The organism is Klebsiella sp. RCJ4, from assembly GCF_009025755.1.
GTDB classification, from domain to species: Bacteria; Pseudomonadota; Gammaproteobacteria; order Enterobacterales; family Enterobacteriaceae; genus Klebsiella; species Klebsiella michiganensis.
The window spans coordinates 1-24,223 of sequence record NZ_WCIN01000027.1 but is presented as its reverse complement, the minus strand read 5'-3'; the positions used below and the strand labels follow the sequence as shown (position 1 = coordinate 24,223).

Annotated in this window: 21 protein-coding genes; 9 read left to right on the top strand and 12 right to left on the bottom strand. The window is 58.9% G+C overall.

Going from position 1 to position 24,223, the window contains the following annotated elements; all coding sequences use genetic code 11:
• Positions 1–49: 49 nt before the first annotated feature.
• The 5 genes from surA to apaH all read left to right on the top strand — a co-directional run bounded on the left by surA (position 50) and on the right by apaH (position 4,488).
• Positions 50–1,336 (top strand): peptidylprolyl isomerase SurA, encoded by a 1,287-nt coding sequence (gene surA, locus F8562_RS08650; RefSeq protein ID WP_004098530.1) that lies wholly within the window; start codon positions 50–52, stop codon positions 1,334–1,336.
• A gap of 121 nt (positions 1,337–1,457) precedes the next feature.
• Positions 1,458–2,438 carry a 4-hydroxythreonine-4-phosphate dehydrogenase PdxA gene (pdxA, locus tag F8562_RS08645; RefSeq protein WP_014837386.1) on the top strand — a complete coding sequence of 327 codons (981 nt, stop codon included), beginning with the start codon at positions 1,458–1,460 and terminating at the stop codon, positions 2,436–2,438.
• A complete protein-coding gene (gene rsmA / locus F8562_RS08640) occupies positions 2,435–3,256 on the top strand; it encodes a 16S rRNA (adenine(1518)-N(6)/adenine(1519)-N(6))-dimethyltransferase RsmA (RefSeq protein WP_004098527.1) in 822 nt (273 codons plus the stop codon). Before pdxA ends, rsmA begins: the two co-directional genes overlap by 4 nt.
• Before the next feature lie 2 nt (positions 3,257–3,258).
• Entirely contained in the window at positions 3,259–3,636 is a 378-nt protein-coding gene (gene apaG / locus F8562_RS08635; protein ID WP_004098526.1) for a Co2+/Mg2+ efflux protein ApaG, read from the top strand.
• Between the two features lie 3 nt (positions 3,637–3,639).
• The gene (gene apaH / locus F8562_RS08630) at positions 3,640–4,488 is read left to right on the top strand and encodes a bis(5'-nucleosyl)-tetraphosphatase (symmetrical) ApaH (protein WP_014227890.1); all 849 of its coding nucleotides are present in this window, start codon (positions 3,640–3,642) and stop codon (positions 4,486–4,488) included.
• Positions 4,489–4,528: 40 nt separating this feature from the next.
• Here the strand turns inward: apaH and folA are convergent, their stop codons facing one another.
• From folA to citC, 12 genes are all read right to left on the bottom strand, one after another.
• Positions 4,529–5,008 carry a type 3 dihydrofolate reductase gene (folA, locus tag F8562_RS08625; RefSeq protein WP_004098524.1) on the bottom strand — a complete coding sequence of 160 codons (480 nt, stop codon included), beginning with the start codon at positions 5,006–5,008 and terminating at the stop codon, positions 4,529–4,531.
• Positions 5,009–5,205: 197 nt separating this feature from the next.
• Positions 5,206–7,071 (bottom strand): glutathione-regulated potassium-efflux system protein KefC, encoded by a 1,866-nt coding sequence (kefC, locus tag F8562_RS08620; RefSeq protein WP_014227889.1) that lies wholly within the window; start codon positions 7,069–7,071, stop codon positions 5,206–5,208.
• Positions 7,064–7,597: a glutathione-regulated potassium-efflux system oxidoreductase KefF gene (gene kefF / locus F8562_RS08615; protein ID WP_004098522.1), complete on the bottom strand. Its 534-nt coding sequence runs from the start codon at positions 7,595–7,597 to the stop codon at positions 7,064–7,066. Before kefF ends, kefC begins: the two co-directional genes overlap by 8 nt.
• A 149-nt stretch (positions 7,598–7,746) precedes the next feature.
• A complete protein-coding gene (locus tag F8562_RS08610; RefSeq protein ID WP_014227888.1) occupies positions 7,747–7,980 on the bottom strand; it encodes a YgdI/YgdR family lipoprotein in 234 nt (77 codons plus the stop codon).
• A gap of 387 nt (positions 7,981–8,367) precedes the next feature.
• The gene (gene carB / locus F8562_RS08605; RefSeq protein ID WP_014837385.1) at positions 8,368–11,592 is read right to left on the bottom strand and encodes a carbamoyl-phosphate synthase large subunit; all 3,225 of its coding nucleotides are present in this window, start codon (positions 11,590–11,592) and stop codon (positions 8,368–8,370) included.
• An 18-nt stretch (positions 11,593–11,610) separates the two neighbouring features.
• Positions 11,611–12,759 (bottom strand): glutamine-hydrolyzing carbamoyl-phosphate synthase small subunit, encoded by a 1,149-nt coding sequence (gene carA / locus F8562_RS08600; RefSeq protein ID WP_014837384.1) that lies wholly within the window; start codon positions 12,757–12,759, stop codon positions 11,611–11,613.
• Between the two features lie 457 nt (positions 12,760–13,216).
• Positions 13,217–14,038, bottom strand: a complete 822-nt coding sequence (gene dapB, locus F8562_RS08595) for a 4-hydroxy-tetrahydrodipicolinate reductase (protein WP_004098517.1) — start codon at positions 14,036–14,038, stop codon at positions 13,217–13,219.
• Positions 14,039–14,283: 245 nt separating this feature from the next.
• Positions 14,284–15,129 (bottom strand): triphosphoribosyl-dephospho-CoA synthase CitG, encoded by an 846-nt coding sequence (citG, locus tag F8562_RS08590; RefSeq protein ID WP_369816094.1) that lies wholly within the window; start codon positions 15,127–15,129, stop codon positions 14,284–14,286.
• 82 nt (positions 15,130–15,211) lie between these two features.
• Entirely contained in the window at positions 15,212–16,738 is a 1,527-nt protein-coding gene (citF, locus tag F8562_RS08585) for a citrate lyase subunit alpha (protein WP_014227883.1), read from the bottom strand.
• 10 nt (positions 16,739–16,748) lie between these two features.
• A complete protein-coding gene (gene citE, locus F8562_RS08580) occupies positions 16,749–17,618 on the bottom strand; it encodes a citrate (pro-3S)-lyase subunit beta (protein ID WP_014227882.1) in 870 nt (289 codons plus the stop codon).
• Entirely contained in the window at positions 17,615–17,908 is a 294-nt protein-coding gene (citD, locus tag F8562_RS08575; protein ID WP_014227881.1) for a citrate lyase acyl carrier protein, read from the bottom strand. Before citD ends, citE begins: the two co-directional genes overlap by 4 nt.
• A 29-nt stretch (positions 17,909–17,937) precedes the next feature.
• Positions 17,938–18,966, bottom strand: a complete 1,029-nt coding sequence (gene citC / locus F8562_RS08570; RefSeq protein ID WP_025106466.1) for a [citrate (pro-3S)-lyase] ligase — start codon at positions 18,964–18,966, stop codon at positions 17,938–17,940.
• Between the two features lie 405 nt (positions 18,967–19,371).
• Between citC and citS the strand changes: the two genes are divergently transcribed.
• The 4 genes from citS (at position 19,372) to F8562_RS08550 (ending at position 24,222) form a co-directional block, all read left to right on the top strand.
• Positions 19,372–20,712: a citrate/sodium symporter CitS gene (citS, locus tag F8562_RS08565; RefSeq protein ID WP_014837380.1), complete on the top strand. Its 1,341-nt coding sequence runs from the start codon at positions 19,372–19,374 to the stop codon at positions 20,710–20,712.
• Between the two features lie 160 nt (positions 20,713–20,872).
• Positions 20,873–21,139, top strand: coding sequence for an oxaloacetate decarboxylase subunit gamma (locus tag F8562_RS08560; RefSeq protein WP_151891899.1), 267 nt, complete (start codon positions 20,873–20,875; stop codon positions 21,137–21,139).
• Positions 21,136–22,905, top strand: a complete 1,770-nt coding sequence (gene oadA, locus F8562_RS08555; protein WP_151891890.1) for a sodium-extruding oxaloacetate decarboxylase subunit alpha — start codon at positions 21,136–21,138, stop codon at positions 22,903–22,905. Before F8562_RS08560 ends, oadA begins: the two co-directional genes overlap by 4 nt.
• A gap of 15 nt (positions 22,906–22,920) precedes the next feature.
• Entirely contained in the window at positions 22,921–24,222 is a 1,302-nt protein-coding gene (locus F8562_RS08550; protein ID WP_151891891.1) for an oxaloacetate decarboxylase subunit beta, read from the top strand.
• Position 24,223: the final 1 nt, after the last annotated feature.

Here is a 24,223-nt window from a genome sequence, read left to right as displayed (position 1 = left end):
GCTGGTTTACACGTAATCCGCAATTGCGGTTAATTGAAATGGAAAAAGTATGAAGAACTGGAAAACGCTGCTTCTCGGTATCGCCATGATCGCGAATACCAGTTTCGCTGCCCCACAGGTTGTCGATAAAGTAGCGGCTGTCGTCAATAATGGCGTTGTTCTTGAAAGCGACGTCGATGGCTTGATGCAATCGGTAAAACTGAACGCCGGCCAGGCCGGGCAGCAGCTGCCGGATGACGCCACCCTGCGTCATCAGATCCTTGAGCGTCTGATCATGGACCAGATTGTCCTGCAGATGGGCCAGAAAATGGGCGTGAAGATCTCTGACGATCAGCTCGACCAGGCCATCGCCAACATCGCCAAACAAAACAACATGACCATGGATCAGATGCGCAGCCGTCTGGCCTATGACGGTATCAACTACAGCACCTACCGTAATCAGATTCGTAAAGAGATGCTGATTTCGGAAGTACGTAACAACGAAGTCCGTCGTCGTATCACCGTTCTGCCGCAGGAAGTTGAAACCCTGGCCAAACAGATTGGCGATCAGAACGACGCCAGCACCGAGCTGAATCTCAGCCACATTCTGATCCCGCTGCCGGAAAACCCAACGTCCGAGCAGGTGGCCGAGGCTCAGGATCAGGCCAATTCAGTGGTTCAGCAGGCGCGCAGCGGCGCGGACTTTGGCAAACTGGCTATCACCTACTCTGCCGACCAGCAGGCGCTGAAAGGCGGCCAGATGGGGTGGGGCCGGATTCAGGAACTGCCGGGCATCTTCGCCCAGGCGCTGAGCACCGCGAAAAAAGGCGATATCGTCGGCCCGATACGTTCCGGCGTGGGCTTCCATATCCTGAAAATTAACGATATGCGCGGCGGCAGCCAGAACATCTCCGTGACCGAAGTTCACGCTCGCCATATCCTGCTGAAACCGTCGCCGATCATGAACGACGATCAGGCTCGGGCGAAGCTGGAGCAGATCGCGGCGGATATTAAGAGTGGAAAAACCACCTTTGCCAAAGCGGCAAAAGAGTTCTCTGAAGATCCGGGCTCTGCCAACCAGGGCGGTGATTTAGGCTGGGCGACGCCGGATATCTTCGATCCGGCCTTCCGCGACGCCATTCTGCGCCTCAATAAAGGCCAGACCAGCGCTCCGGTTCACTCCTCCTTCGGCTGGCACCTGATTGAGCTGCTGGATACCCGCAACGTCGACAGAACCGACGCCGCGCAGAAAGATCGCGCTTACCGCATGCTGATGAACCGTAAGTTCTCTGAAGAAGCGGCGACTTGGATGCAGGAACAGCGCGCCAGCGCCTACGTGAAGGTTCTGAGCAACTAATTGCATTAGCCTCATACACAACATCGCTCAGGGTGTATCGAGGCGGCTGAGCAAATCGCCCCGGTCTCTGACGGGGGCGACGAAGCGCAGCCAGTAAGAGACCGCCTGAAGGATGACGTGTATGAATCGAGTTGTTATCACTCCCGGTGAACCCGCCGGGATTGGCCCCGACCTCGTTGTGCAGCTTGCGCAGCGCGACTGGCCGGTAGAGCTGGTGATCTGCGCCGATGGCGCTCTGCTGTCTGACCGGGCGAACCTGCTCGGTCTTCCTTTATCGCTTCTGCCTTACAACCCCACCGCTCCCGCTACGCCGCAGCGTGCAGGCACCCTGACCCTTCTCCCCGTCGCGCTCAACGCGCCGGTTGAACCGGGCGTGCTCAACGTCAGCAACGGCAGCTACGTGGTGGAAACGCTGGCCCGCGCCTGCGATGGCTGTCTGAACGGCGAATTCGCCGCGCTGATTACCGGGCCGGTGCACAAGGGCATTATTAACGATGCGGGGATCGCCTTTACCGGTCATACCGAGTTCTTTGAAGAGCGCTCGCAGGCCAGTAAAGTGGTGATGATGCTGGCGACCGAAGCGCTGCGCGTGGCGCTGGTGACCACTCACCTGCCGCTAAAAGCGATAAGCGATGCGATTACCCCTGAGCTGCTGCGGGAAATCATCACTATCCTGGATCACGATCTGCGCACCAAATTTGGTATCAGCAACCCGCACGTGCTGGTTTGCGGCCTGAACCCGCACGCGGGCGAAGGCGGCCATATGGGGACGGAAGAGATCGATACCATCATTCCGGTGCTCGAAGAGATGCGCGCGAAGGGGATGAATCTCAGCGGCCCGCTGCCGGCGGATACCCTGTTTCAGCCGAAATACCTCGACCATGCCGATGCGGTACTCGCGATGTATCACGATCAGGGCCTGCCCGTGCTAAAATACCAGGGCTTTGGCCGCGGCGTGAACATTACGCTCGGTTTACCATTTATTCGCACTTCCGTTGACCACGGTACCGCGCTTGAACTTGCGGGCCAGGGGAAAGCGGAAGTCGGCAGTTTTATCACGGCGCTTAATCTCGCCATTAAAATGATTGTTAATACTCAATGAATAATCGAGTCCATCAGGGCCACTTAGCCCGTAAACGCTTCGGGCAAAACTTTCTCAACGATCAGTTTGTGATCGACAGCATTGTCTCGGCCATCAATCCACAAAAAGGCCAGGCGATTGTTGAAATCGGCCCCGGCCTCGCCGCGCTGACCGAACCGGTCGGTGAACGCCTCGACCAGCTCACCGTTATCGAGCTGGACCGCGACCTGGCCGCTCGTCTGCAGACGCATCCGTTCCTCGGACCTAAGCTGACGATTTATCAGCAGGACGCGATGACCATGAACTTCGGCGAGCTGTCGCAGAGTATGGGCCAGCCGCTGCGCGTATTCGGCAACCTGCCGTACAACATCTCGACCCCGCTGATGTTCCATCTGTTCAGCTATACTGATGCCATTGCCGATATGCACTTTATGCTGCAAAAAGAGGTCGTCAATCGCCTGGTTGCCGGGCCGAACAGTAAGGCGTATGGTCGGTTAAGCGTAATGGCGCAGTACTACTGCCAGATCATTCCGGTGCTTGAAGTTCCGCCGAGCGCCTTTACGCCGCCGCCTAAAGTCGATTCCGCCGTGGTGCGTCTGGTGCCTTACCGCACGCTGCCGCATCCGGTGAAAGAAGTGCGCGTACTGAGCCGTATCACGACGGAAGCCTTTAACCAGCGTCGGAAAACGATCCGCAACAGTCTCGGCAACCTGTTCAGCGTTGAGGTTCTGACCGAACTGGGCATCGATCCGGCGAAGCGCGCAGAGAATATTTCCGTAGCGCAGTACTGTCAGCTAGCTAACTGGTTATCTGAGAACGCGCCCACCAAGGAGAGCTAACCATGATTAATTCGCCCCGAGTTTGTGTACAGGTGCAAAGCGTCTACATCGAATCGCAATCTTCTCCGCAAGAAGAGCGCTACGTCTTCGCTTATACCGTGACCATTCGCAATCTGGGGCGGACGCAGGTTCAGCTTCTTGGCCGCTACTGGCTTATCACCAACGGCCACGGTCGTGAGACCGAAGTCCAGGGTGAAGGCGTGGTCGGCGAGCAGCCGCATATTCCGGCCGGCGGCGAATATCAATATACCAGCGGCGCGGTCATTGAAACGCCGCTGGGCACCATGCAGGGACATTATGCGATGATCGATGTGAACGGCGCGCCGTTCACCATCGAAATCCCTGTTTTCCGTCTCGCAGTACCCACTCTCATCCATTAAAACATGTCTACATACCTTATTGGCGACGTTCACGGTTGCTACGATGAACTGATCGCATTATTAGAGCAGGTGGAGTTTAACCCTGAGACTGATACGCTGTGGCTCACGGGCGACCTGGTCGCGCGCGGCCCCGGTTCGCTCGAAGTACTGCGTTTCGTGAAACAGCTTGGCGATAGCGTACGCCTCGTTCTGGGCAATCATGACCTGCACCTGCTGGCGGTCTTTGCGGGCATTAGCCGCAATAAACCCAAGGATCGGCTGAAATCGCTGCTTGAGGCACCGGACGCCGACGATCTGCTCAACTGGCTGCGTCGTCAGCCGATGATGCAAATCGATGAAGAGAAAAAGCTGGTCATGGCCCATGCCGGGATCACCCCGCAGTGGGATCTGGAAACCGCCAAACAGTGCGCCCGCGATGTGGAAGCCGTACTTGCCAGCGACTCCTATCCGTTCTTCCTCGATGCGATGTACGGCGATATGCCGAACAACTGGAGCAACGAACTCAGCGGCCTGGCGCGCCTGCGCTTTATCTCCAACGCCTTTACCCGCATGCGCTACTGCTTCCCGAACGGGCAGCTGGATATGTACGCCAAGGAGGCGCCGGAAAACGCGCCCGCGCCGCTCAAGCCGTGGTTTGCTATTCCCGGGCCGGTGGCCAGCGAGTACAGCATTGCCTTCGGTCATTGGGCTTCGCTGGAAGGGAAAGGCACGCCGGAAGGGATTTACGCGCTGGATACCGGCTGCTGCTGGGGCGGCGATCTGACCTGCCTGCGCTGGGAAGATAAAACGTACTTCACGCAGCGATCGAACCGGCAGAGCAATCTTGATGAAGGCGAGGCGATCGCCTCCTGAAGAGAGTCACCCCGGTGAGCGAACGTCACCGGGGAAAACCTTAGCGGCGCTCCAGAATCTCGAAGCAGTAGCTATGGGAATTCTGCGCATCGGCATCGTGGAACTCGCTGAATACCGACTCCCACTCATCCGGATCGTAATCCGGGAAGTGGGTATCCCCTTCCACTTCCGCATCAATATGGGTCAGATAGAGCTTGTGCGCTTTCGGCAGGAACTGCTCGTACACGCGTCCGCCGCCGATCACCATCATCTCTTCCACGTCGCCGCAGGCGGCAATGGCTTCATCTACCGATTTGACCCACTGCACGCGATCGTCGGTGCCGGGCTGGCTGCTAATCACGATATTTTTACGCCCCGGTAACGGACGACCGATGGATTCCCAGGTAAGACGTCCCATCACTACCGGTTTGTTTAAGGTATTGCGCTTAAACCAGGCGAGATCGGCAGGCAGATTCCATGGCATGGCGTTTTCCATACCAATGACGCGATCTACCGCTAACGCCGCAATCAGACTGATCATTGAATAATTCCCGAATGCAAAAAATTGTCGCCACTATACGGAAAGCGTAATACTTCGTCGACTGGGCGAAGAGTAAAGAATCAGAAAATTTTAAGATTTGCTGGCGAGCCCACGTAAGCCCCGTGAGCCGCCAGGCAGGATTTAAATTGAAAACAAAATGTTACTTGTAAAGCTAACGTAACACCCTGAATTCTCCCTTATGCCGAGGGCTTATTTTGCGGCTCATCGGCGATGTCACCGGTATGCCGTCCCTCTTCCGTTCCTTGCCAGCCGTGACGCTGAACCAGCGATAAATGATTGCGGTCTTCGTTGATAATGCCGGTCAGCATATCGCTGGTGCGCTTGAATACCGCCACCCGGGAAGCCGCGTCGTTTTCCGCCATCGCCACCATCTCTTCCACCATTTGCAGATTGAAACGGCGGAACAGATCGGCCCGTTCGCGGGCCTCGTAGGCGCCCAGGCCCAGCGCCTCCAGCGTCATGCGTCCGGACTTCAGCGCCGCTTCGAAGGTTTCACGCTCCGGCGCTTCGACCCCGGCCTGGCGCAGCTTGATGTAATGATCGACATCGCGGGCGCGGGAGATGATCTGCAGATGCGGGAAATGCTCTTTTGCCAGCTCCGCCAGCTGTAGGTTCGTCTGCGGATCGTCGATGGCGTTAATCAGCACTTCCGCCTTTTCCGCCCCCGCCGACTCCAGCAGGTCCACCCGCGTCGCATCGCCGTAGAACACCTTCATATCAAATTTACGCAGGGTGTCGACGTGGTCAGGATCGTGATCGAGAATCACCATCTTCACCCCGCTGGAGAGCAGTACGCGGCCGGCGATCTGCCCGTAACGGCCAAAGCCGGCGATAATCACCCGCGGCTGCTCTTCGTCAATTTCATCGGCTTCGCGCTCCTGGCCGCTGGCGGATTTCTCCAGGCGGGTCAGCAGCACCAGCAGGATTGGCGTGGCCGCCATTGATAGCGCCACCGCGAGGGTCAGCGCCTTCGCCCATTCGCCGTCCAGGACATCGGCCATCTGCGCCGCGCCGAAGACCACAAAGGCGAATTCGCTCCCCTGCCCCAGCAGCACCGCAAACCAGCGGCGCTGGGCGCGCGGAACGCCTAACGGCCGGGCGATCAGCCACAGCATCAGGGATTTAATCACCAGGAATCCCACCAGCAGAATCAGGATCCGCAGCGGATGCGTCACCAGGGTACCGAAATCGATAGACATCCCGACGCCGATAAAAAACAGCCCCAGCAGCAGGCCCTTAAACGGCTCAATGTCGCTCTCCAGGGCGTGGCGGTACTCCGAGCTCGCCAGCAGCACGCCGGCGAGGAAGGCCCCCATCGCCATCGACAGCCCGACCTCTTCCAGCAGCAGCCCGAAGCCAAACACCAGGAACAGCGCCACGGCGCTGAAGACTTCACGCAGGCCGGAGCGCGCGACAAAACGCAGCATCGGCCGGGTCAGATAGCGTCCGAGCGCCACCACCAGCGCCAGCGCGCCCGCCACTTTCAGGGCCGAGAGCGCAAACGCGCCCAGCGTCGTCGAGCCGCCGCTCGCCGCCAGCAGCGGGATCATCGCCACCAGAGGAATGGCCGCGATATCCTGGAACAGCAGCACCGCAAAGGCGCTGCGGCCCAGTTGGGTAACCGTCAGGTTACGTTCGTTCATCGCCTGCATAGCGATCGCCGTTGAGGAGAGCGCCAGGGTCATGCCAATCAGCTCGGCAACCTGCCAGCGCAGACCCAGCGACATGCAGAACAGGCCAATCAGCACGCCGCAGACGACCATCTGCAGCGCCCCGCCGCCGAACACCGAGGCGCGCAGTTTCCACAGCCGCTGGGGATCGAGCTCAAGACCGATAACGAAAAGCATCAGCACCACGCCGATTTCCGCGAAGTGCAAAATCGACTCGGCGTCGGTGACCAGCCGCAGCCCCCACGGGCCAATAATACAGCCGGCAATTAGGTAGCCGAGCACCGACCCCAGCCCAAGGCGTACGGCAATCGGCACGATCAGCGCGGCGGATCCTAAATAGATCAGCGCCTGTATCAGCGTATGGCTATCCATTATTGTGCGCCTCCTGCCATTCGATTAAACGTTGACGGTAGTGGCGCGCCTGCGCCTGAAGGGTTTCGTCATCGCAGATAAAAGTGCAATGCATCGCGAACGGCGGCAGCCATTTCATGCCGCAATACAGCGCGGTCGCCTGCAGCGGCTGCGCCAGGACGTCGAAACCGGGGAAGGAACCAATATCAAAGTGGCTTTCGCCGCCGCCGGTGGTCACCGCCCACATCAGCGATTTACCGCGCAGCGCGATACCGTTGTGCCCGTATGCCCAGCCGTGCGCCAGCACTTTGTCCATCCACAGCTTGAGCAGCGGCGGCACGCTGTACCACTGCATCGGATGCTGCCAGATGACCAGATCGGCACGGGCCAGCGCCGCCTGCTCGGCAGCGATATCGATATTGAAATCGGGGTAAAGTTGATAGAGAGAGCGTATCTCGACGCCGTCAAGCGTCCCTGCCTGCTCAAGCATCCGCTTATTCGCATGCGAGTGCTGCGGATAAGGGTGCGCATAAATTATGAGGATCATTGATTAGCCTGCGTTAGCTCTTGTTGTAATCAGCAAGAGTGTAGACAGTTAATCGAACCGCTTACAGTGATAAGTGTGATTTATCTCTCGTTCAGGGCGAGGATCGGTCAGGCAGGCGTGACCCCGCGGTACGGGGCCGTGGATAACGCTTAGTTATCCAGTTCGTCCATGGACTTAACCTGATCGCGATTGATCTGCTCGGTGCGGCCGGTTTCCGCGTTTTTGTAGGACACCAGGCCGGTGTCGTCATCCACCTGCGGTTTGCCATCGGTGACAATGGTTTTTCCGTCGGTCGTTTTTAGCGACTGATTAGATGAACAGCCGGCCACGGTGAACAGTGCGGCAGCGGCGAAGATAGCAGCGGTGAGGGGCTTGTTGTGCATGGTGTTTCTCTCCCGTTATTAAGAGCCTATCCCATTAGGACTATTTCACTTGCCATTTTGGACCTGGGCAGTGCTCGAAATCCTCACGTACTACGTGTACGCTCCGGTTTCTCCGCGCTGTCCGTATCCAAACTGGCTGCGCCAATAACGCCTACTGGGATAGGCTCTAAGTCATATTCATTATCACCCTAACCACTTTAGGCTAGCTGACTGTCCGGCGAGAGAAAACCAGAACTCTCCGAAGTGGCCTGTTAACGCCGATCCCCCTGTTTTTGTTCGACGTTCAGCGCCGAGGGGAGCGTCACTTTATTCCGCCCAGGCTTATCGTCACGCAAAAAAAAGCGCCTCCGGCGTGGCCACCGGAGGCGCTTTTACTGGCAGATAATATTACTTTTTAATCTGCGCGTGCATTTCCTGCACCGAGGTCACTTTTTCCATCGCGTTGGCATTCAGCGCCATTGCGGTCGCGAAACCACCGTTCAGCGTGGTGTCGTAGTGCACTTTGTACTGCAGGGCGCTGCGGCGAATCAGCTTGGAGTCTTCAATCGCCTGGCGGCCCGCGGTGGTGTTGATGATGTAGGTGTATTCGCCATTCTTGATGCGGTCCTGAATGTGCGGACGGCCTTCATGCACCTTGTTCACCAGACGCGGGTTGATGCCGGCTTCGCCCAGCACAATCGCGGTACCGTGGGTCGCATCCAGCTCGAAACCAAACTTCAGCAGTTTTGCCGCCAGATCCACCACGCGCTCTTTGTCGCCTTCGCGAACGGAGAGCAGCGCGCGTCCCTGTTTCTTCATCGTCGAGTTGCTGCCCAGCTGCGCCTTGGCGAACGCTTCCGCGAAGGTGCGGCCTACGCCCATGACTTCACCGGTAGAGCGCATTTCTGGCCCTAACAGCGGGTCGACGCCCGGGAATTTGTTAAACGGCAGCACCACCTCTTTCACCGAATAGTACGGTGGGATGATCTCTTTCGTGACGCCCTGCTGAGCCAGCGTTTTGCCCGCCATCACGCGCGCCGCGACTTTCGCCAGCGGTACGCCGGTGGCTTTCGAGACGAACGGGACGGTACGCGCCGCGCGCGGGTTGACTTCAATCAGGTAGACTTCGTTGTTTTTGACCGCAAACTGCACGTTCATCAGGCCGCGCACCTGCAGCTCAAAGGCCAGCTTCTGCACCTGCTCGCGCATCACGTCCTGAATTTCCTGGCTCAGAGTGTAAGCCGGCAGCGAACACGCGGAGTCGCCGGAGTGCACGCCCGCCTGCTCGATATGCTCCATGATGCCGCCAATCAGCACCATTTCGCCGTCGCAGATCGCATCGACGTCGACTTCAACCGCATCGTCAAGGAAGCGGTCCAGCAGCACCGGCGCATCGTTAGAGACGCTGACGGCGGTCTGGAAGTAGCGACGCAGGTCGATTTCGTCGTAGACGATTTCCATCGCGCGGCCGCCGAGAACGTAGGACGGACGCACCACCAGCGGGTAGCCAATCTCTTTCGCCTTTTCGACCGCCATTTCGATCGCGGTCACGGTGGCGTTCGCCGGCTGCTTCAGCTTCAGGCGGTCAACCGCGTGCTGGAAGCGCTCGCGGTCTTCCGCACGGTCGATGGCATCCGGGCTGGTGCCGATAACCGGCACGCCTGCCGCTTCCAGCGCGCGCGCCAGCTTCAGCGGCGTCTGGCCGCCGTACTGCACGATAACGCCTTTCGGCTTCTCAATGCGCACGATTTCCAGCACGTCTTCCAGCGTCACCGGCTCAAAGTAGAGGCGGTCGGAGGTGTCGTAGTCGGTAGAGACGGTTTCCGGGTTACAGTTGACCATAATGGTCTCGTAGCCGTCTTCGCGCAGCGCCAGGGAGGCATGGACGCAGCAGTAGTCGAACTCGATGCCCTGGCCGATACGGTTCGGGCCGCCGCCGAGCACCATGATTTTGTCGCGGTCAACGGACGGGTTGGCTTCGCACTCGTCTTCATATGTGGAGTACATATAGGCGGTGTCGGTAGCGAATTCCGCCGCGCAGGTATCCACGCGCTTGTAGACCGGGTGCAGGTCATACTGGTCGCGCAGCTTGCGGATTTCCGCTTCGCGCACGCCAGCCAGCTTCGCCAGACGCGCATCGGCAAAGCCTTTACGCTTGAGCTGACGCAGGAAGTCGGCGTCGAGGCCGGTAATACCGACTTCAGCCACTTTCTCTTCCAGACGCACCAGCTCTTCAATCTGCACCAGGAACCAGCGGTCGATATTGGTCAGGTTGAATACGCCATCAACGGAGAGGCCCGCGCGGAAAGCGTCAGCGATGTACCAGATACGCTCAGCGCCCGCGTCTTTCAGCTCGCGGCGAATCTTGGTCAGCGCTTCCGGGTCATCGAGGCTCACTTTCGGGTCGAAACCGGTAGCGCCCACTTCCAGGCCGCGCAGCGCTTTCTGCAGGGACTCCTGCTGGGTACGGCCAATCGCCATCACTTCGCCCACCGACTTCATCTGGGTGGTCAGACGGTCGTTCGCGCCGACGAATTTTTCAAAGTTGAAGCGTGGGATTTTGGTCACGACGTAGTCGATGGACGGCTCAAACGACGCCGGGGTGCGGCCGCCGGTGATATCGTTCATCAGCTCATCAAGGGTGTAACCAACCGCCAGCTTCGCCGCCACTTTAGCGATCGGGAAGCCGGTGGCTTTCGAGGCCAGCGCCGAGGAGCGGGAGACGCGCGGGTTCATTTCGATAACGATCAGGCGACCATCTTTCGGGTTCACCGAGAACTGAACGTTGGAGCCGCCGGTTTCTACACCTATTTCACGCAGTACCGCCATCGAAGCGTTACGCATGATTTGGTACTCTTTGTCGGTCAGGGTCTGCGCCGGCGCCACGGTGATGGAGTCGCCGGTGTGGATGCCCATCGCGTCGAAGTTTTCGATGGAGCAGACGATGATGCAGTTGTCGTTTTTATCACGCACTACTTCCATCTCGTACTCTTTCCAGCCGATCAGCGATTCATCAATCAGCAGCTCGTTGGTCGGGGAGAGATCCAGACCGCGTTCGCAGATCTCTTCGAACTCTTCGCGGTTGTAGGCGATACCGCCGCCGGTGCCGCCCATCGTAAAGGACGGACGGATGATGCACGGGAAGCCAACTTCAGCGGCAACCGCCAGCGCTTCTTCCATGGTATGCGCGATACCGGAACGCGCGGTATCGAGACCGATTTTCTTCATCGCCACGTCGAAACGGCGGCGGTCTTCGGCTTTATCAATCGCGTCGGCGGTCGCGCCAATCATGGTCACGCCGAACTCGGCCAGCACGCCCTGACGCTCCAGCTCCAGCGCGCAGTTCAGCGCCGTCTGGCCGCCCATGGTCGGCAGAACCGCATCCGGACGCTCTTTCTCGATGATCTTGCGCACCACTTCCCAGTGAATCGGCTCGATGTAGGTGGCATCAGCCATTTCCGGGTCGGTCATGATAGTGGCCGGGTTAGAGTTCACCAGAATAACGCGGTAGCCCTCTTCGCGCAGCGCTTTACACGCCTGGGCGCCGGAGTAGTCAAACTCACACGCCTGACCGATAACAATCGGGCCCGCGCCCAGAATCAGGATGCTTTTTATATCTGTACGTTTTGGCATGGCTCTCTTAACTCCTGATTATTTCGCGGACTGACGGTACTGCTCAATTAATTCGATAAAATGGTCGAACAGCGGTGCGGCATCGTGCGGGCCAGGGCTCGCCTCCGGATGTCCCTGGAAGCTGAACGCCGGTTTATCGGTACGGTGAATCCCCTGCAGGGTGCCGTCGAACAGCGACTTGTGGGTCACGCGCAGGTGGGCGGGCATAGACGCCTCATCCACCGCAAAGCCGTGGTTCTGCGCGGTGATCATCACCACGTTGTTATCAATATCTTTTACCGGATGGTTGCCGCCGTGGTGGCCGAACTTCATCTTCACGGTCTTCGCGCCGCTCGCCAGAGCCAGCAGCTGGTGGCCGAGGCAGATGCCGAATACCGGAATATCGGTCTCCAGGAACTTCTCAATCGCTGCGATAGCGTAGTCGCAGGGCGCCGGATCGCCGGGACCGTTGGACAGGAAGATACCGTCCGGATTCATTTTCAGCACCTCTTCAGCGGAGGTCTTTGCCGGCACCACCGTCAGACGGCAGCCGCGATCGACCAGCATGCGCAGGATGTTGCGCTTGGCGCCGAAATCGTAGGCCACCACGTGGAACGGCAGCTCGCTTTCCGCTTTGGCTTCCGGCAGGTCGCCCGCCAGCGTCCAGCTCCCCTGCGTCCAGCTGTAGGTTTCTGCGGTGGTCACTTCCTTCGCCAGATCCATGCCGTTGAGGCCCGGGAACGCTTTCGCTTTTTCCAGCGCCAGCTGCGCATCCGGGCTATCGCCGGCGATGATGCAGCCGTTCTGCGCGCCTTTTTCGCGCAGCAGGCGGGTCAGCTTACGGGTATCGATATCGGCAATCGCCACGATATTGTGGCGCTTCAGATAAGAAGAGAGGTCTTCGGTATTGCGGAAGTTGCTGGCAATCAGCGGCAGATCGCGAATGACCAGACCCTGCGCATGTACCTGAGAAGATTCTTCATCGGCGGCATTGGTGCCGACGTTGCCGATATGGGGATAAGTTAGAGTGACGATTTGGCGGGAATAGGAAGGATCAGTGAGGATTTCTTGATAACCGGTCATTGAAGTATTGAAAACGACTTCCCCAACCGCCGTGCCGGTAGCCCCAATGGCCCGACCGTGAAACTGGGTTCCGTCTTCCAGAACCAATAGCGCTGACTTAATCAAAACACCCTCCAGAGAATATCCACTCACTTTATTTGCATATTAATTCATAATGTAGATCTGAATCAATGCAAATCTGTTGCCCGCAGAATTTTGGCAAACGGCGGCATTCTGGAGAGATGGCGGATAAAAGTCAACTTAAAGCGGATATTTTTAATCTTGTTTCAGGCCACTATTCAGCAATACCTGCCTTAACGGGCAAAAAGATCACCTAACTCGCCCGGGAAAACGCTTGCGGAGGAGGATGTTTGTAAAATCGCCGGGCAGGGATTGAAAAAGTAGACCAGATGGTCAAAATTTACAATAAAACAACAAAAATAAGGCGGATAAGATAGTATTTTTCAGGCCTGGCGATAAAAAATCGATTAAACGCCAAAAATAAAAAAGGGCAATAAGACATTGCCCCTTGCAATCAATTACTTATTGAAAGCAATAACCACATCACGATGGGTAATAATCGTTATAAAGAGTTCAACTCAAGCACATCACGCATATCAAAAAGACCGTTTTTCTTGCCTTTTAGCCATAAAGCGGAACGAACGGCACCATTTGCAAAAGTCATTCGGCTGGAAGCCTTATGGCTGATCTCAATACGTTCGCCGATATCCGCAAACATCGCCGTATGTTCGCCGACGATATCCCCGGCGCGCACGGTCGCAAAGCCGATGGTGCCGGGAACGCGTTCGCCGGTATAGCCTTCGCGACTGTAGACCGCACACGCTTTCAGATCTTTATCCAGGGCTCCGGCAATCGCCTCGCCCATCGCCAGCGCCGTACCCGATGGCGCGTCGACTTTGTGACGATGATGCGCTTCGATAATCTCAATATCGGTATAGTCGCCCATCACCTTCGCCGCCTTTTCCAGCAGCTTAAGCATCACGTTGACGCCGACGCTGAAGTTGGCGGCAAACACGATGGCGATCTCCTGCGAAGCGTCGCGAATCGCCTGCTTCCCGGCGTCGTCAAAGCCGGTGGTGCCGATAACCATGCCTTTGCCGTGTTGACGGCAAAACGCAAGATGGGCCAGCGTGCCTTCCGGGCGGGTAAAATCGATGAAAACGTCAAAATCGTCTTTTACCGCCTCAAGGCTGCTTTGCACCACCACCCCTGACCTGCCCGCGCCCGCCAGCTCGCCCGCATCGCTGCCGAGCAGCGAGGAACCTTCGCGCTCCAGCGCCGCGCCAAGCGCCGCGCCGTCCATCTGCTGTACCGCCTGAATTAACTGGCGTCCCATCCGGCCGCCCGCGCCCGCGATGGCCACGCGGATTTGTGCATCATGCATAGCTATTCTCTTTTGTTAACACTACGTAAATTGTTTTCAGAGTAACCAGCCCAACGATGAGCCGCTACTCAAAAACACCGATAATTAGAAATTTATGACAAACTGCCGCCGATATCAGTAAAAACTATAAGATTGTGCCGGGAATTTGCCGTGGAGTAGTGAGAAGCGAGGAGCGCGCGCAGTCCGCAACCCCGGATTGGCCCTGTATGGCCAATCCGGGGAATACGGCGACAGAAAAGCAGCGATTAGTGCAGGAACAGCTCGCCGGCCGGGAAACCGGACAGGAACCAGGTGACCGCCAGCAGGTCGGCGCTGCCGCCCGGGCTAAGGTGGCGAATAATCAGCTCATCATCCAGCCGGCGCAGCGCGTCCATCCCGCCGTCGGACAGCACCCCGCCTTCCCACAGCAGCTTTTGCGCCTGCTGCTGCACAAAATTGAGCCCTTCCAGCCCGCCGCGCGACACCAGATTGGTATCGTCATTCCAGGCCATCAGGTGCAGCAGAGTCTGCAGTAACGCCAGATTGGTATCGCCGGTGTCCGCCATAACGCGATTGAAGACCGGCATCGCCTGAGTGCGCACGGTGCGAAAGCCGCTTTCCGCTTCGCCTCTGGCGCCGGAGAGCCCGTAGCGCAGGAAATGCCCTTCGCCTTTACTGACCTTCATTCCTTCTGGAGAGGAGAGCTCGCGCCCGACCAGGCCGCGGCAGAAGCGGGCCACCCGATCGCAAACCCGGTGCTGTTCAACCGGCTCCCCTCTGGCCACCAGCCTTCCCGCCGCCGCGCTGAGCAGGCCAAAAGCGAAGATCGCGCCGCGATGGGTATTCACCCCGCCGGTTGCCTCCAGCATATCCGTCTCGCACGCCATGCCCACCGGACGCAGCATCGTCAATACCTGCTCCGGAGTGATATTGGCCGTGTCGTGGCCCATAATGAAAAACTTCTCCATCCATGGCGCGACAGCCGCCGTGCTGGCCTCAAAGGAGGCCAGATCCATATCCCGATGCGCGCCGGCGTTACGAATATCCACCAGGCCCGGTTTCGGCGTCAGGCGGACTTCGGTCAGCAGCGCTCGTTCCACGCGAGAAACCATCTCCTCCGCCGTCACCGTTTGACGGCTCAACGGGCGACGCTGGCTTATCATCACTTCGCTCATGCCTTTCTCCTCAGCGCGTTTAACCGGCGCTTTTGACCTGATGAATGACATCAATCACTGAACCGTCGCGATAGCGCACCACGGCCACCACCCGATCGGTGAATTCGATCGGGTCAGGCGTGCCGGTCAACAGTTCGGCGCGCTGCTGCAGCTCTTCAATGGTCATCAGCGGGATACCCGCGTTACGCAGGTTATCAATCAGGTCCTGACGCGCCGGGTTGACGGCGATACCGTGATCGGTGACCAGCACATCCACGCTGGCGCCCGGCGTCACGCGAGTCAGCACCTTCTCCACCACGCACGGAATACGCCCACGCACCAGCGGCGCGGTGATAATGGTTAAATCCGCGCCTGCCGCCGTATCGCTGTGGCCGCCGGATGCCCCGCGCAGCACGCCGTTGGAGCCGGTCATCACGTTAACGTTGAATCCGGTATCGATCTCCAGCGCGCTCAGCATCACCACGTTCAGGCGTTCGCAGGAGACGCCTTTCGAACCGGGATTGGCGTACTGATTAGCGGAAATTTCAATATGGTTAGGGTTATTGGCCAGCGAACGCGCGGCATCGCCGTCAAAAGACTGGGTATCCAGCAGCGCTTTGATCAGACCCTTTTCGTGCAGATCGACCATCGTGCCGGTGATCCCGCCCAGACCAAAGCTGGCGGTAATATTGTTACGACGCATCTTATCTTCGAGGAAGCGGGTCACCGCCAGCGATGCGCCGCCGGTCCCCGTCTGCAATGAGAAACCGTCTTTGAAATAGCCAGAGTGTTCGATCACCTTCGCCGCCTGGCGGGCGATCAGCAGTTCGCGCGGGTTGCTGGTCAAACGGATCGCCCCGGCGGTGATTTTCGCCGGATCGCCGACCTCGTCGACCTGCACGATCAGATCGACCCGATCCTGGGCGATGCTGGCCGGATAGTTTGGATAATCCACCCACTCTTCGGTGAGCAGCACCACGCATCCGGCGGCCTCGGCATCCACTCTGGCGTAGCCCAGCGATCCGCAGCGGGATTTACCGCTAAAGCCGTTGGCGTTGCCATACTCATCGCAGCACGGCACGCCGAGGAACGCCACATCAATGCGTAGCTCACCGGTTTGTACTAAATGCGCCCGGCCGCCGTGAGAGTGGATTTGTACCGGGTTTTCCATCAGCCCGGCGGAGATCGCTTCCCCCAGCTTCCCGCGCAGACCGGAGGTGTAAATCTGGCGGATCACGCCATTCTTAATATGTTCAATCAGCGGCCAGTGGGCGTCGATCAGCGAGCTTGAGGCCAGCGTCAGATCGCGAAAACCCATTTCAGCCAGCTTCGCCACCACCATATTGACCACCTTGTCGCCGCCGCGAAACGCGTGATGGAAGGAGATGGTCATACCGTTTTGCAGCCCGGAACGGCGAATCGCCTCCTCCAGCGAGGCGCAGATTTTACGCTGCCGCTTTTCGCTTTCGCTGGCCAGCCACGGGCTCTGCGCCGTCACGCCCGCATAGGGCGCTAATCCTTCCGGCATCACGTACTGCTGATTAAGCATTGCTACGGTCTCTTTCATTATTTACTCCTTAATCACGAATGCCGGAAGCCGACAGCGCCACGACTTTGCGCGCATGATCGATAATCGGTCCATCTATCATCTTGCCGTTCAGCGATACCACGCCCAGACCGCGCGCTTCCGCCTCTTCCGCCGCCGCGATCACCTCCCGCGCATGTTCAACGTCTTTCAGCGTGGGGGCATAAACCTGGTGCAGCAGCTCAATCTGGCGCGGGTTGACCAGCGATTTACCGTTAAAGCCAAGATTCTTCGCCAGATTCGCTTCCGCGAGGAAACCCTCTTCATTGTTAATATCCGACCACACCACGTCGTACGCCGCGATCCCGGCGACGCGCGCCGCGTGCAGCACCGCGCAGCGGGCGTAAAACAGTTCGGTGCCATCGCCGCGGCTGGTGCCCATATCCATAACGTAATCGAAGGCCGCCAGCGCGATGGCCGACAGGCGCGGGCTGGCGCGAGCGATCTCAACCGCGTTCACTACGCCCAGCGCCGACTCTATCGCCGCCATTAATTTCGTGCTGCCCACTTCCCGGCCGCATTCGCGCTCAATCCGCTCGACGTGCGCTTCCAGCTCATGGATATCTTCTTTGCTATCGGTTTTGGGCAGGCGCACCATATCGACGCCCGCGCGCACCACCGCCTCAAGGTCGGCGAGACCAAACGGCGTGCTGAGCGGGTTAATGCGCACCACGGTTTCCACGTCCCGGTAGAGCGGATGCTGTAGCGCATGATGCACCAGCAGGCGGGCGGTATCTTTTTCACGGAGCGAGACAGCATCTTCGAGGTCGAACATCACCGCGTCAGCGCCGTAAACAAATGAGGTGCTTAACATCGCGGCGTTGGCGCCGGGGATAAACAGCATACTGCGACGAGGTTTCATAGCTGACTCCAGTGCGGTTGAGATTGTTGCGCCGCGCGCAGCGCCGCGGCCTGAACCCGAGCCTTCAGTACGCATTCGAGCGCGCCTTTATCATCGACGACGACGTTCGCCCGGGTAACGCCAAGCTGCGTCAGCGTCTCTCTGACCACCCGCTCAATCGCCGCGCCAAACTGCTGCTTCACAATGCTGTCGATTTCAAGCTGAATACCTGGCTCATTCGCAGGCCCGATCCTGACCATCACATCGCTGGATTCCAGCGTGCCGGCCAGGGCGTCAATCATCATTTCCATAGAGGCTGATCCTTAGTTATGGAGGTAAATCAGGCGGTTTGGTGTTCGCTTTCCGCCAGATGCATCAGAAAAGAGAGGGTTCCCGGCGGCACCAGCGGCGCAATCGACGACCACTGGCGCTGCTGATACAGCCTGCGCACCCGGGAAGCGGAAATGGGCGCGCCCTCTTTCTCAACCCGCGCCAGCTCAACCACCTGAATCGCCGGCGCGTCGCCGGGCGCTTCCAGCAGCTGACGCATGCGCTGGTTGTAGCGACGGGTTAATTCACACAGCGGTTCGCTGCCGACAAAGCGGTGGGTCACGCCCAGCGCCGGAGCTAAACGTTCGCGAAAGAGCTGCAGATCGATCTGGCTGTGGCAATCGTCAACCACGCCTTTGTCTTTAAGGAAGTAGCCGGGAAAAGTGGCGCGCGAGATCAGATAGGCCGATCCCGGATGCAGGGTCACGTTGGCGATCCCGGCGATCCCCTGTTCAATCAGCGCCACGCGATCGCGGTAGCGGAAAAACGAAGCATCCTCCTTCACCACGAACAGATGCAGCCAGTCGCAGCGTTGAGCCGCCTGCTCCACCAGCCAACGATGCCCCAGGGTAAAGGGATTGGCGTTCATCACGATGGCGCCGATTTTTTCGCCGGGCTGACGATACATCGTAAGCTGGCGGCAATAGCGGGCCAGACGTTCGCGGCTATTTTCCATTAACACGGCCTGCTCCCCCGCGCGGGCGATAGGCCAGAACCCGGCGCAGGAGAAGAGCGCCGCGTTATAGGGTTTAGTGAACAGAAACAGTTCGCTGCGGCCCAGCTCATACGCCAGGGTCATCAGTTCAGTCAGCAGCTTCAGGCTGAGCCCTTCCCCCTGCAGCGACGGGTCGACGGCAATACACTTCAGGACGCATCCGGCAATGGCGCCGCAGCCGACAATGCGCCGCTGGTACTCGACGATAATCGCCCATTCGCAGTCCGCCTCCAGCGAGAGCTGGTGCTGATGAAGAAAGAGGTCAACGGCCTCTCGCCGCCGTGGGTCGAGCTGTACCGCGACGCGTTTTACTATCAGATTCATTTTTTTCGCGCTTCATTGACCAAAACGAGCTGTATTTCGCCATCGTTCCCGCAGCGGTTCTTTTATTTCAATCACATTTTTCCGCGTACCTTAATTGGCTTTATGGTTTTTATGTTGTTAATTAATTCAGCAGAATAAAAACAATTAAATTAATTAAAAACACGACTAATCAGTGAAGATAATCACATATCGCCGGGGAACATATTTATTATTATGCCGCCGTCCTATTATTGTTTTTTCTAACGGCATTAATACACAAAATCATTCAAGTTGCATCGAGGCGGTAACTGAATGAATCTCCAGGAGCTTACGCATAGTAAGTGACTGGGGTGAGTGAAGGCTGCCAACAAAGAGGCAGCTTGAAGGATGATGTGTATATTCCTTTTTTTAACAGGGTGACGTCATATGACTAATATGAGCCAGGCTCCATCTGCGGAGAAAAAAGGGGTTAGCGATATTCTGGGGTTTAAAATCTTCGGCATGCCGCTACCGCTTTACGCCTTTGCGTTAATCACTTTACTACTTTCACACTTTTATAATGCCCTGCCGACCGACATTGTTGGTGGCTTCGCGATCATGTTTATTATTGGCGCCGTTTTTGGCGAAATTGGCAAACGCCTGCCAATCTTCAATAAATATATTGGCGGCGCGCCGGTGATGATCTTCCTCGTGGCCGCCTATTTCGTTTACGCCGGCATTTTCACCCAGAAAGAAATTGATGCGATCACTAATGTGATGGATAAAAGTAACTTCCTGAACTTATTCATCGCAGTATTGATTACCGGCGCAATCCTCTCGGTTAACCGTAAGCTGCTGCTGAAATCTCTGCTGGGTTATATTCCGACCATTTTAATGGGGATCCTCGGCGCATCCATCTTCGGGATTATCATTGGCCTGTGCTTCGGTATCTCCATCGACCGCATCATGATGCTGTACGTCCTGCCGATTATGGGCGGCGGCAACGGCGCGGGCGCGGTGCCGCTGTCTGAAATTTATCACTCCGTCACCGGCCGTTCGCGTGAAGAGTACTACTCCACCGCGATTGCTATCCTGACCATCGCCAACATCTTTGCCATCGTCTTTGCTGCACTCCTCGATATTATCGGTAAAAAACACACCTGGCTGAGCGGTGAAGGCGAACTGGTGCGTAAAGCCTCCTTTAAAGTCGACGACGATGAAAAAGCGGGCCAGATTACCCATCGCGAAACCGCCGTCGGCCTGGTGCTCGCCACCACCTGTTTCCTGCTGGCCTACGTTATTGCCAAGAAAATTTTGCCAAGCATTGGCGGCGTCTCTATCCACTATTTCGCCTGGATGGTGCTGATCGTCGCGGCGCTGAACGCTTCCGGCCTCTGCTCGCCGGAGATCAAAGCCGGGGCCAAACGCCTGTCTGACTTCTTCTCTAAGCAGCTGCTGTGGGTACTGATGGTCGGCGTCGGCGTGTGCTACACCGACCTGCAGGAAATTATCGACGCGATTACCTTCGCGAACGTCATCATCGCGGCGGTGATCGTGGTGGGTGCGGTCGTCGGCGCAGCCGTCGGCGGCTGGATGATTGGCTTCTTCCCGATTGAGTCCGCGATCACCGCCGGTCTGTGCATGGCCAACCGCGGCGGCTCGGGCGACCTGGAAGTGCTCTCGGCCTGTAACCGTATGAATCTTATCTCTTATGCGCAAATCTCCTCCCGTCTGGGCGGCGGTATTGTGCTGGTCATTGCCAGCATCGTGTTCGGCATGATGATGTAACCAACACGCACGATGGCGATGTTTGAGCGTCAACCACAGCGGTGCTCTTTAGGGTCCAGAGCCGGGGGCGGCTTCGGGAAATCCACCCTACTCCTTAGCCGGAAGTATCGTTTGGTTAGCCTTCAAACACGCCGTCGTGCCCTTACTTTAGGGTCTTTCAATGACTGAAGCTGTACTGCTGGGTGAAGGCTTCACCCTGATGTTCCTCGGCATGGGGTTCGTGCTGGCTTTTCTGTTTCTGCTGATTTTCGCCATCCGCGGCATGTCCGCCGCCGTCAACCGCTTCTTCCCGGAACCGGCTCCCGCGCCGAAGGCCGCACCCGCCGCCGTAGCGCCCGCTGACGACTTCGCCCGCCTGGCGCCGGTGATTGCCGCCGCTATCCACCACCATCGCCGCTTAACCCTTAATTCACGGAGGAATCCATGACCGTTGCCATTACCGATGTCGTCCTGCGCGACGCCCACCAGTCCCTTTTCGCCACCCGCCTGCGCCTCGACGATATGCTCCCCGTTGCGGCCGCCCTCGATGACGCGGGCTACTGGTCCCTTGAATGCTGGGGCGGCGCCACCTTTGACGCCTGCATCCGCTTCCTCGGCGAGGACCCCTGGGTCCGCCTGCGCGAGCTCAAAAAGGCCATGCCGAAGACCCCGCTGCAGATGCTGCTCCGCGGCCAGAACCTGCTCGGCTACCGCCACTACGCCGATGACGTGGTGCAGCGCTTCGTTGAGCGCGCCGTCAAAAACGGCATGGACGTGTTCCGCGTCTTCGACGCCATGAACGACCCGCGCAATATGCAGGCCGCCCTGCAGGCGGTGCGCAGCCACGGCGCCCACGCCCAGGGCACGCTCTCCTACACCACCAGTCCGGCCCACACCCTGCAGACCTGGCTCGACCTGACCGAACAGCTGCTGGAGACCGGCGTCGATTCCATCGCGATTAAGGATATGTCCGGCATTCTCACCCCGATGGCGGCCTTCGAGCTGGTGAGCGAAATCAAAAAACGCTATGACGTCAGGCTGCACCTGCATGCTCATGCCACCACCGGGATGGCGGAGATGGCCCTGCTGAAGGCCATCGAGGCCGGCGTCGACGGCGTCGATACCGCCATCTCTTCCATGAGCGCCACCTACGGCCACCCGGCCACCGAGGCGCTGGTGGCGACGCTGGCAGGCACAAAACACGACACCGGGCTGGATATCCTGAAGCTTGAGAGCATTGCGGCGTACTTCCGCGAGGTGCGCAGGAAATACCACGCCTTTGAAGGCCAGCTGAAGGGCACCGACAGCCGTATCCTCGTGGCCCAGGTGCCGGGCGGGATGCTCACCAACCTCGAGGGCCAGCTGAAGCAGCAGAACGCCGCCCACCGTCTGGATGAGGTGCTGGCGGAAATCCCCCGCGTGCGCGAGGACCTCGGCTTTATCCCGCTGGTCACCCCGACCTCGCAGATTGTCGGCACCCAGGCGGTGCTTAACGTGCTGACCGGCGAACGCTACAGAACCATCGCGAAGGAGACCGCCGGGATACTGAAGGGCGAGTACGGCCACCCCCCGGTGCCGGTGAACGCGGCATTACAGGCGCGCGTGCTGGACGGAGCAGAGGCCATCACCTGCCGTCCGGCGGACCTGCTGAAGCCGGAGCTGGCGCAGCTGGAAGCCGACGTGAAGCGCCAGGCGCAGGAGAAGAATATTCAGCTTGCCGACAACGCCATCGACGACGTGCTCACCGTGGCCCTGTTCCCGCAGGTCGGCCTGAAGTTCCTTGAGAACCGCCACAACCCGGCGGCGTTCGAGCCGCTGCCGCAGGCTGAAGAGGTCAAACCGGCGGTGAAAGCAGAGAAACCGGCCGCCTCCGGCGTCTACACCGTGGAAGTGGAAGGTAAGGCCTTTGTGGTGAAGGTCAGCGACGGCGGCGATATCAGCCCGCTGACGGCAGCGGCCCCCGTTCAGGCCACGGCCCCCGCAGCCGCCCCGGCAGGTGCCGGCACCCCGGTGACCGCGCCGCTGGCGGGCACCATCTGGAAGGTCATTGCCACGGAAGGCCAGACGGTGGCCGAGGGCGACGTGCTGCTGATTCTGGAAGCCATGAAGATGGAAACCGAAATCCGCGCCGCGCAGGCCGGGACCGTGCGCGGTATCGCGGTGAAATCCGGGGACGCGGTGGCTGTGGGCGACACCCTGCTGAGCCTGGCGTAAGGAAGAGGAACGGAAATGGAAAGTCTGAACGCCCTGATTCAGGGCATGGGGCTGATGCACCTCGGCGCCGGCCAGGCCGTCATGCTGCTGGTGAGCCTGCTGCTGCTGTGGCTGGCCATCGCGAGGAAGTTCGAGCCGCTGCTGCTGCTGCCGATTGGCTTCGGCGGTCTGCTGTCGAATATCCCGGAGGCCGGGCTGGCGCTGACCGCCCTGGAGAGCCTGCTGGCGCACCACGACGCCGGACAGCTGGCGGTGATTGCCGTGAAGCTCCACTGTACGCCGGATGTCCACGCCATCAGGGAGGCGCTGGCGCTGGCCCTGCCGTCGGTGCAGGGGCAGATGGAGGAGCTCGCCGTGGATATGGGCTACTCCGCCGGGGTGCTGGCCATCTTCTATAAGGTCGCCATCGGCTCGGGTATCGCCCCGCTGGTGATTTTTATGGGCGTCGGGGCGATGACCGACTTCGGCCCGCTGCTGGCCAACCCGCGCACCCTGCTGCTGGGGGCGGCGGCGCAGTTCGGCATCTTCGCCACGGTGCTGGGGGCGCTGACGCTGAACTACTTCGGCATCATCAGCTTCACCCTGCCGCAGGCGGCGGCCATCGGCATCATCGGCGGCGCGGACGGGCCGACGGCGATTTATCTGTCGGGCAAGCTGGCGCCGGAATTACTCGGGGCCATCGCGGTGGCGGCGTACTCGTATATGGCGCTGGTGCCGTTAATCCAGCCGCCGATTATGAAGGCGCTGACCAGCGAGAAGGAGCGGAAAATCCGCATGGTGCAGCTGCGCACGGTGAGTAAGCGGGAAAAAATCCTCTTTCCGGCGGTGCTGCTGCTGCTGGTGGCGCTGCTGCTGCCGGACGCGGCGCCGCTGCTGGGGATGTTCTGCTTCGGCAACCTGATGCGCGAGAGCGGGGTGGTGGAGCGCCTGAGCGACACGGTGCAGAACGGGCTGATAAATATCGTGACCATTTTCCTCGGGCTGTCGGTGGGGGCCAAGCTGGTGGCGGACAAGTTCCTGCAGCCGCAGACGCTGGGGATACTGGTGCTGGGGGTGATTGCGTTCTGCGTGGGGACGGCGGCGGGGGTGCTGATGGCGAAGCTGCTGAACCTGTGCAGCCGGAACAAAATCAACCCGCTGATTGGCTCGGCCGGGGTGTCGGCGGTGCCGATGGCGGCCAGGGTATCGAACAAAGTGGGTCTGGAGTCGGACGCGCAGAACTTCCTGCTGATGCACGCGATGGGCCCGAACGTGGCGGGGGTGATTGGCTCGGCGATTGCCGCCGGGGTGATGCTCAAGTACGTGCTGGCGATGTAAA

Coding starts and splice junctions, on each gene's coding strand:
- rsmA (WP_004098527.1), top strand. CDS start 2,435: ATGAATAATCGAGTCCATCAGGGCCACTTAGCCCGTAAACGCTTCGGG.
- citC (WP_025106466.1), bottom strand. CDS start 18,966: ATGAATCTGATAGTAAAACGCGTCGCGGTACAGCTCGACCCACGGCGG.
- F8562_RS08550 (WP_151891891.1), top strand. CDS start 22,921: ATGGAAAGTCTGAACGCCCTGATTCAGGGCATGGGGCTGATGCACCTC.
- apaG (WP_004098526.1), top strand. CDS start 3,259: ATGATTAATTCGCCCCGAGTTTGTGTACAGGTGCAAAGCGTCTACATC.
- citG (WP_369816094.1), bottom strand. CDS start 15,129: ATGGTTTCTCGCGTGGAACGAGCGCTGCTGACCGAAGTCCGCCTGACG.
- citS (WP_014837380.1), top strand. CDS start 19,372: ATGACTAATATGAGCCAGGCTCCATCTGCGGAGAAAAAAGGGGTTAGC.
- citE (WP_014227882.1), bottom strand. CDS start 17,618: ATGAAACCTCGTCGCAGTATGCTGTTTATCCCCGGCGCCAACGCCGCG.
- citD (WP_014227881.1), bottom strand. CDS start 17,908: ATGGAAATGATGATTGACGCCCTGGCCGGCACGCTGGAATCCAGCGAT.
- kefF (WP_004098522.1), bottom strand. CDS start 7,597: ATGATCCTCATAATTTATGCGCACCCTTATCCGCAGCACTCGCATGCG.
- F8562_RS08610 (WP_014227888.1), bottom strand. CDS start 7,980: ATGCACAACAAGCCCCTCACCGCTGCTATCTTCGCCGCTGCCGCACTG.
- oadA (WP_151891890.1), top strand. CDS start 21,136: ATGACCGTTGCCATTACCGATGTCGTCCTGCGCGACGCCCACCAGTCC.
- apaH (WP_014227890.1), top strand. CDS start 3,640: ATGTCTACATACCTTATTGGCGACGTTCACGGTTGCTACGATGAACTG.
- dapB (WP_004098517.1), bottom strand. CDS start 14,038: ATGCATGATGCACAAATCCGCGTGGCCATCGCGGGCGCGGGCGGCCGG.
- folA (WP_004098524.1), bottom strand. CDS start 5,008: ATGATCAGTCTGATTGCGGCGTTAGCGGTAGATCGCGTCATTGGTATG.
- F8562_RS08560 (WP_151891899.1), top strand. CDS start 20,873: ATGACTGAAGCTGTACTGCTGGGTGAAGGCTTCACCCTGATGTTCCTC.
- pdxA (WP_014837386.1), top strand. CDS start 1,458: ATGAATCGAGTTGTTATCACTCCCGGTGAACCCGCCGGGATTGGCCCC.
- surA (WP_004098530.1), top strand. CDS start 50: ATGAAGAACTGGAAAACGCTGCTTCTCGGTATCGCCATGATCGCGAAT.
- kefC (WP_014227889.1), bottom strand. CDS start 7,071: ATGGATAGCCATACGCTGATACAGGCGCTGATCTATTTAGGATCCGCC.
- citF (WP_014227883.1), bottom strand. CDS start 16,738: ATGAAAGAGACCGTAGCAATGCTTAATCAGCAGTACGTGATGCCGGAA.
- carB (WP_014837385.1), bottom strand. CDS start 11,592: ATGCCAAAACGTACAGATATAAAAAGCATCCTGATTCTGGGCGCGGGC.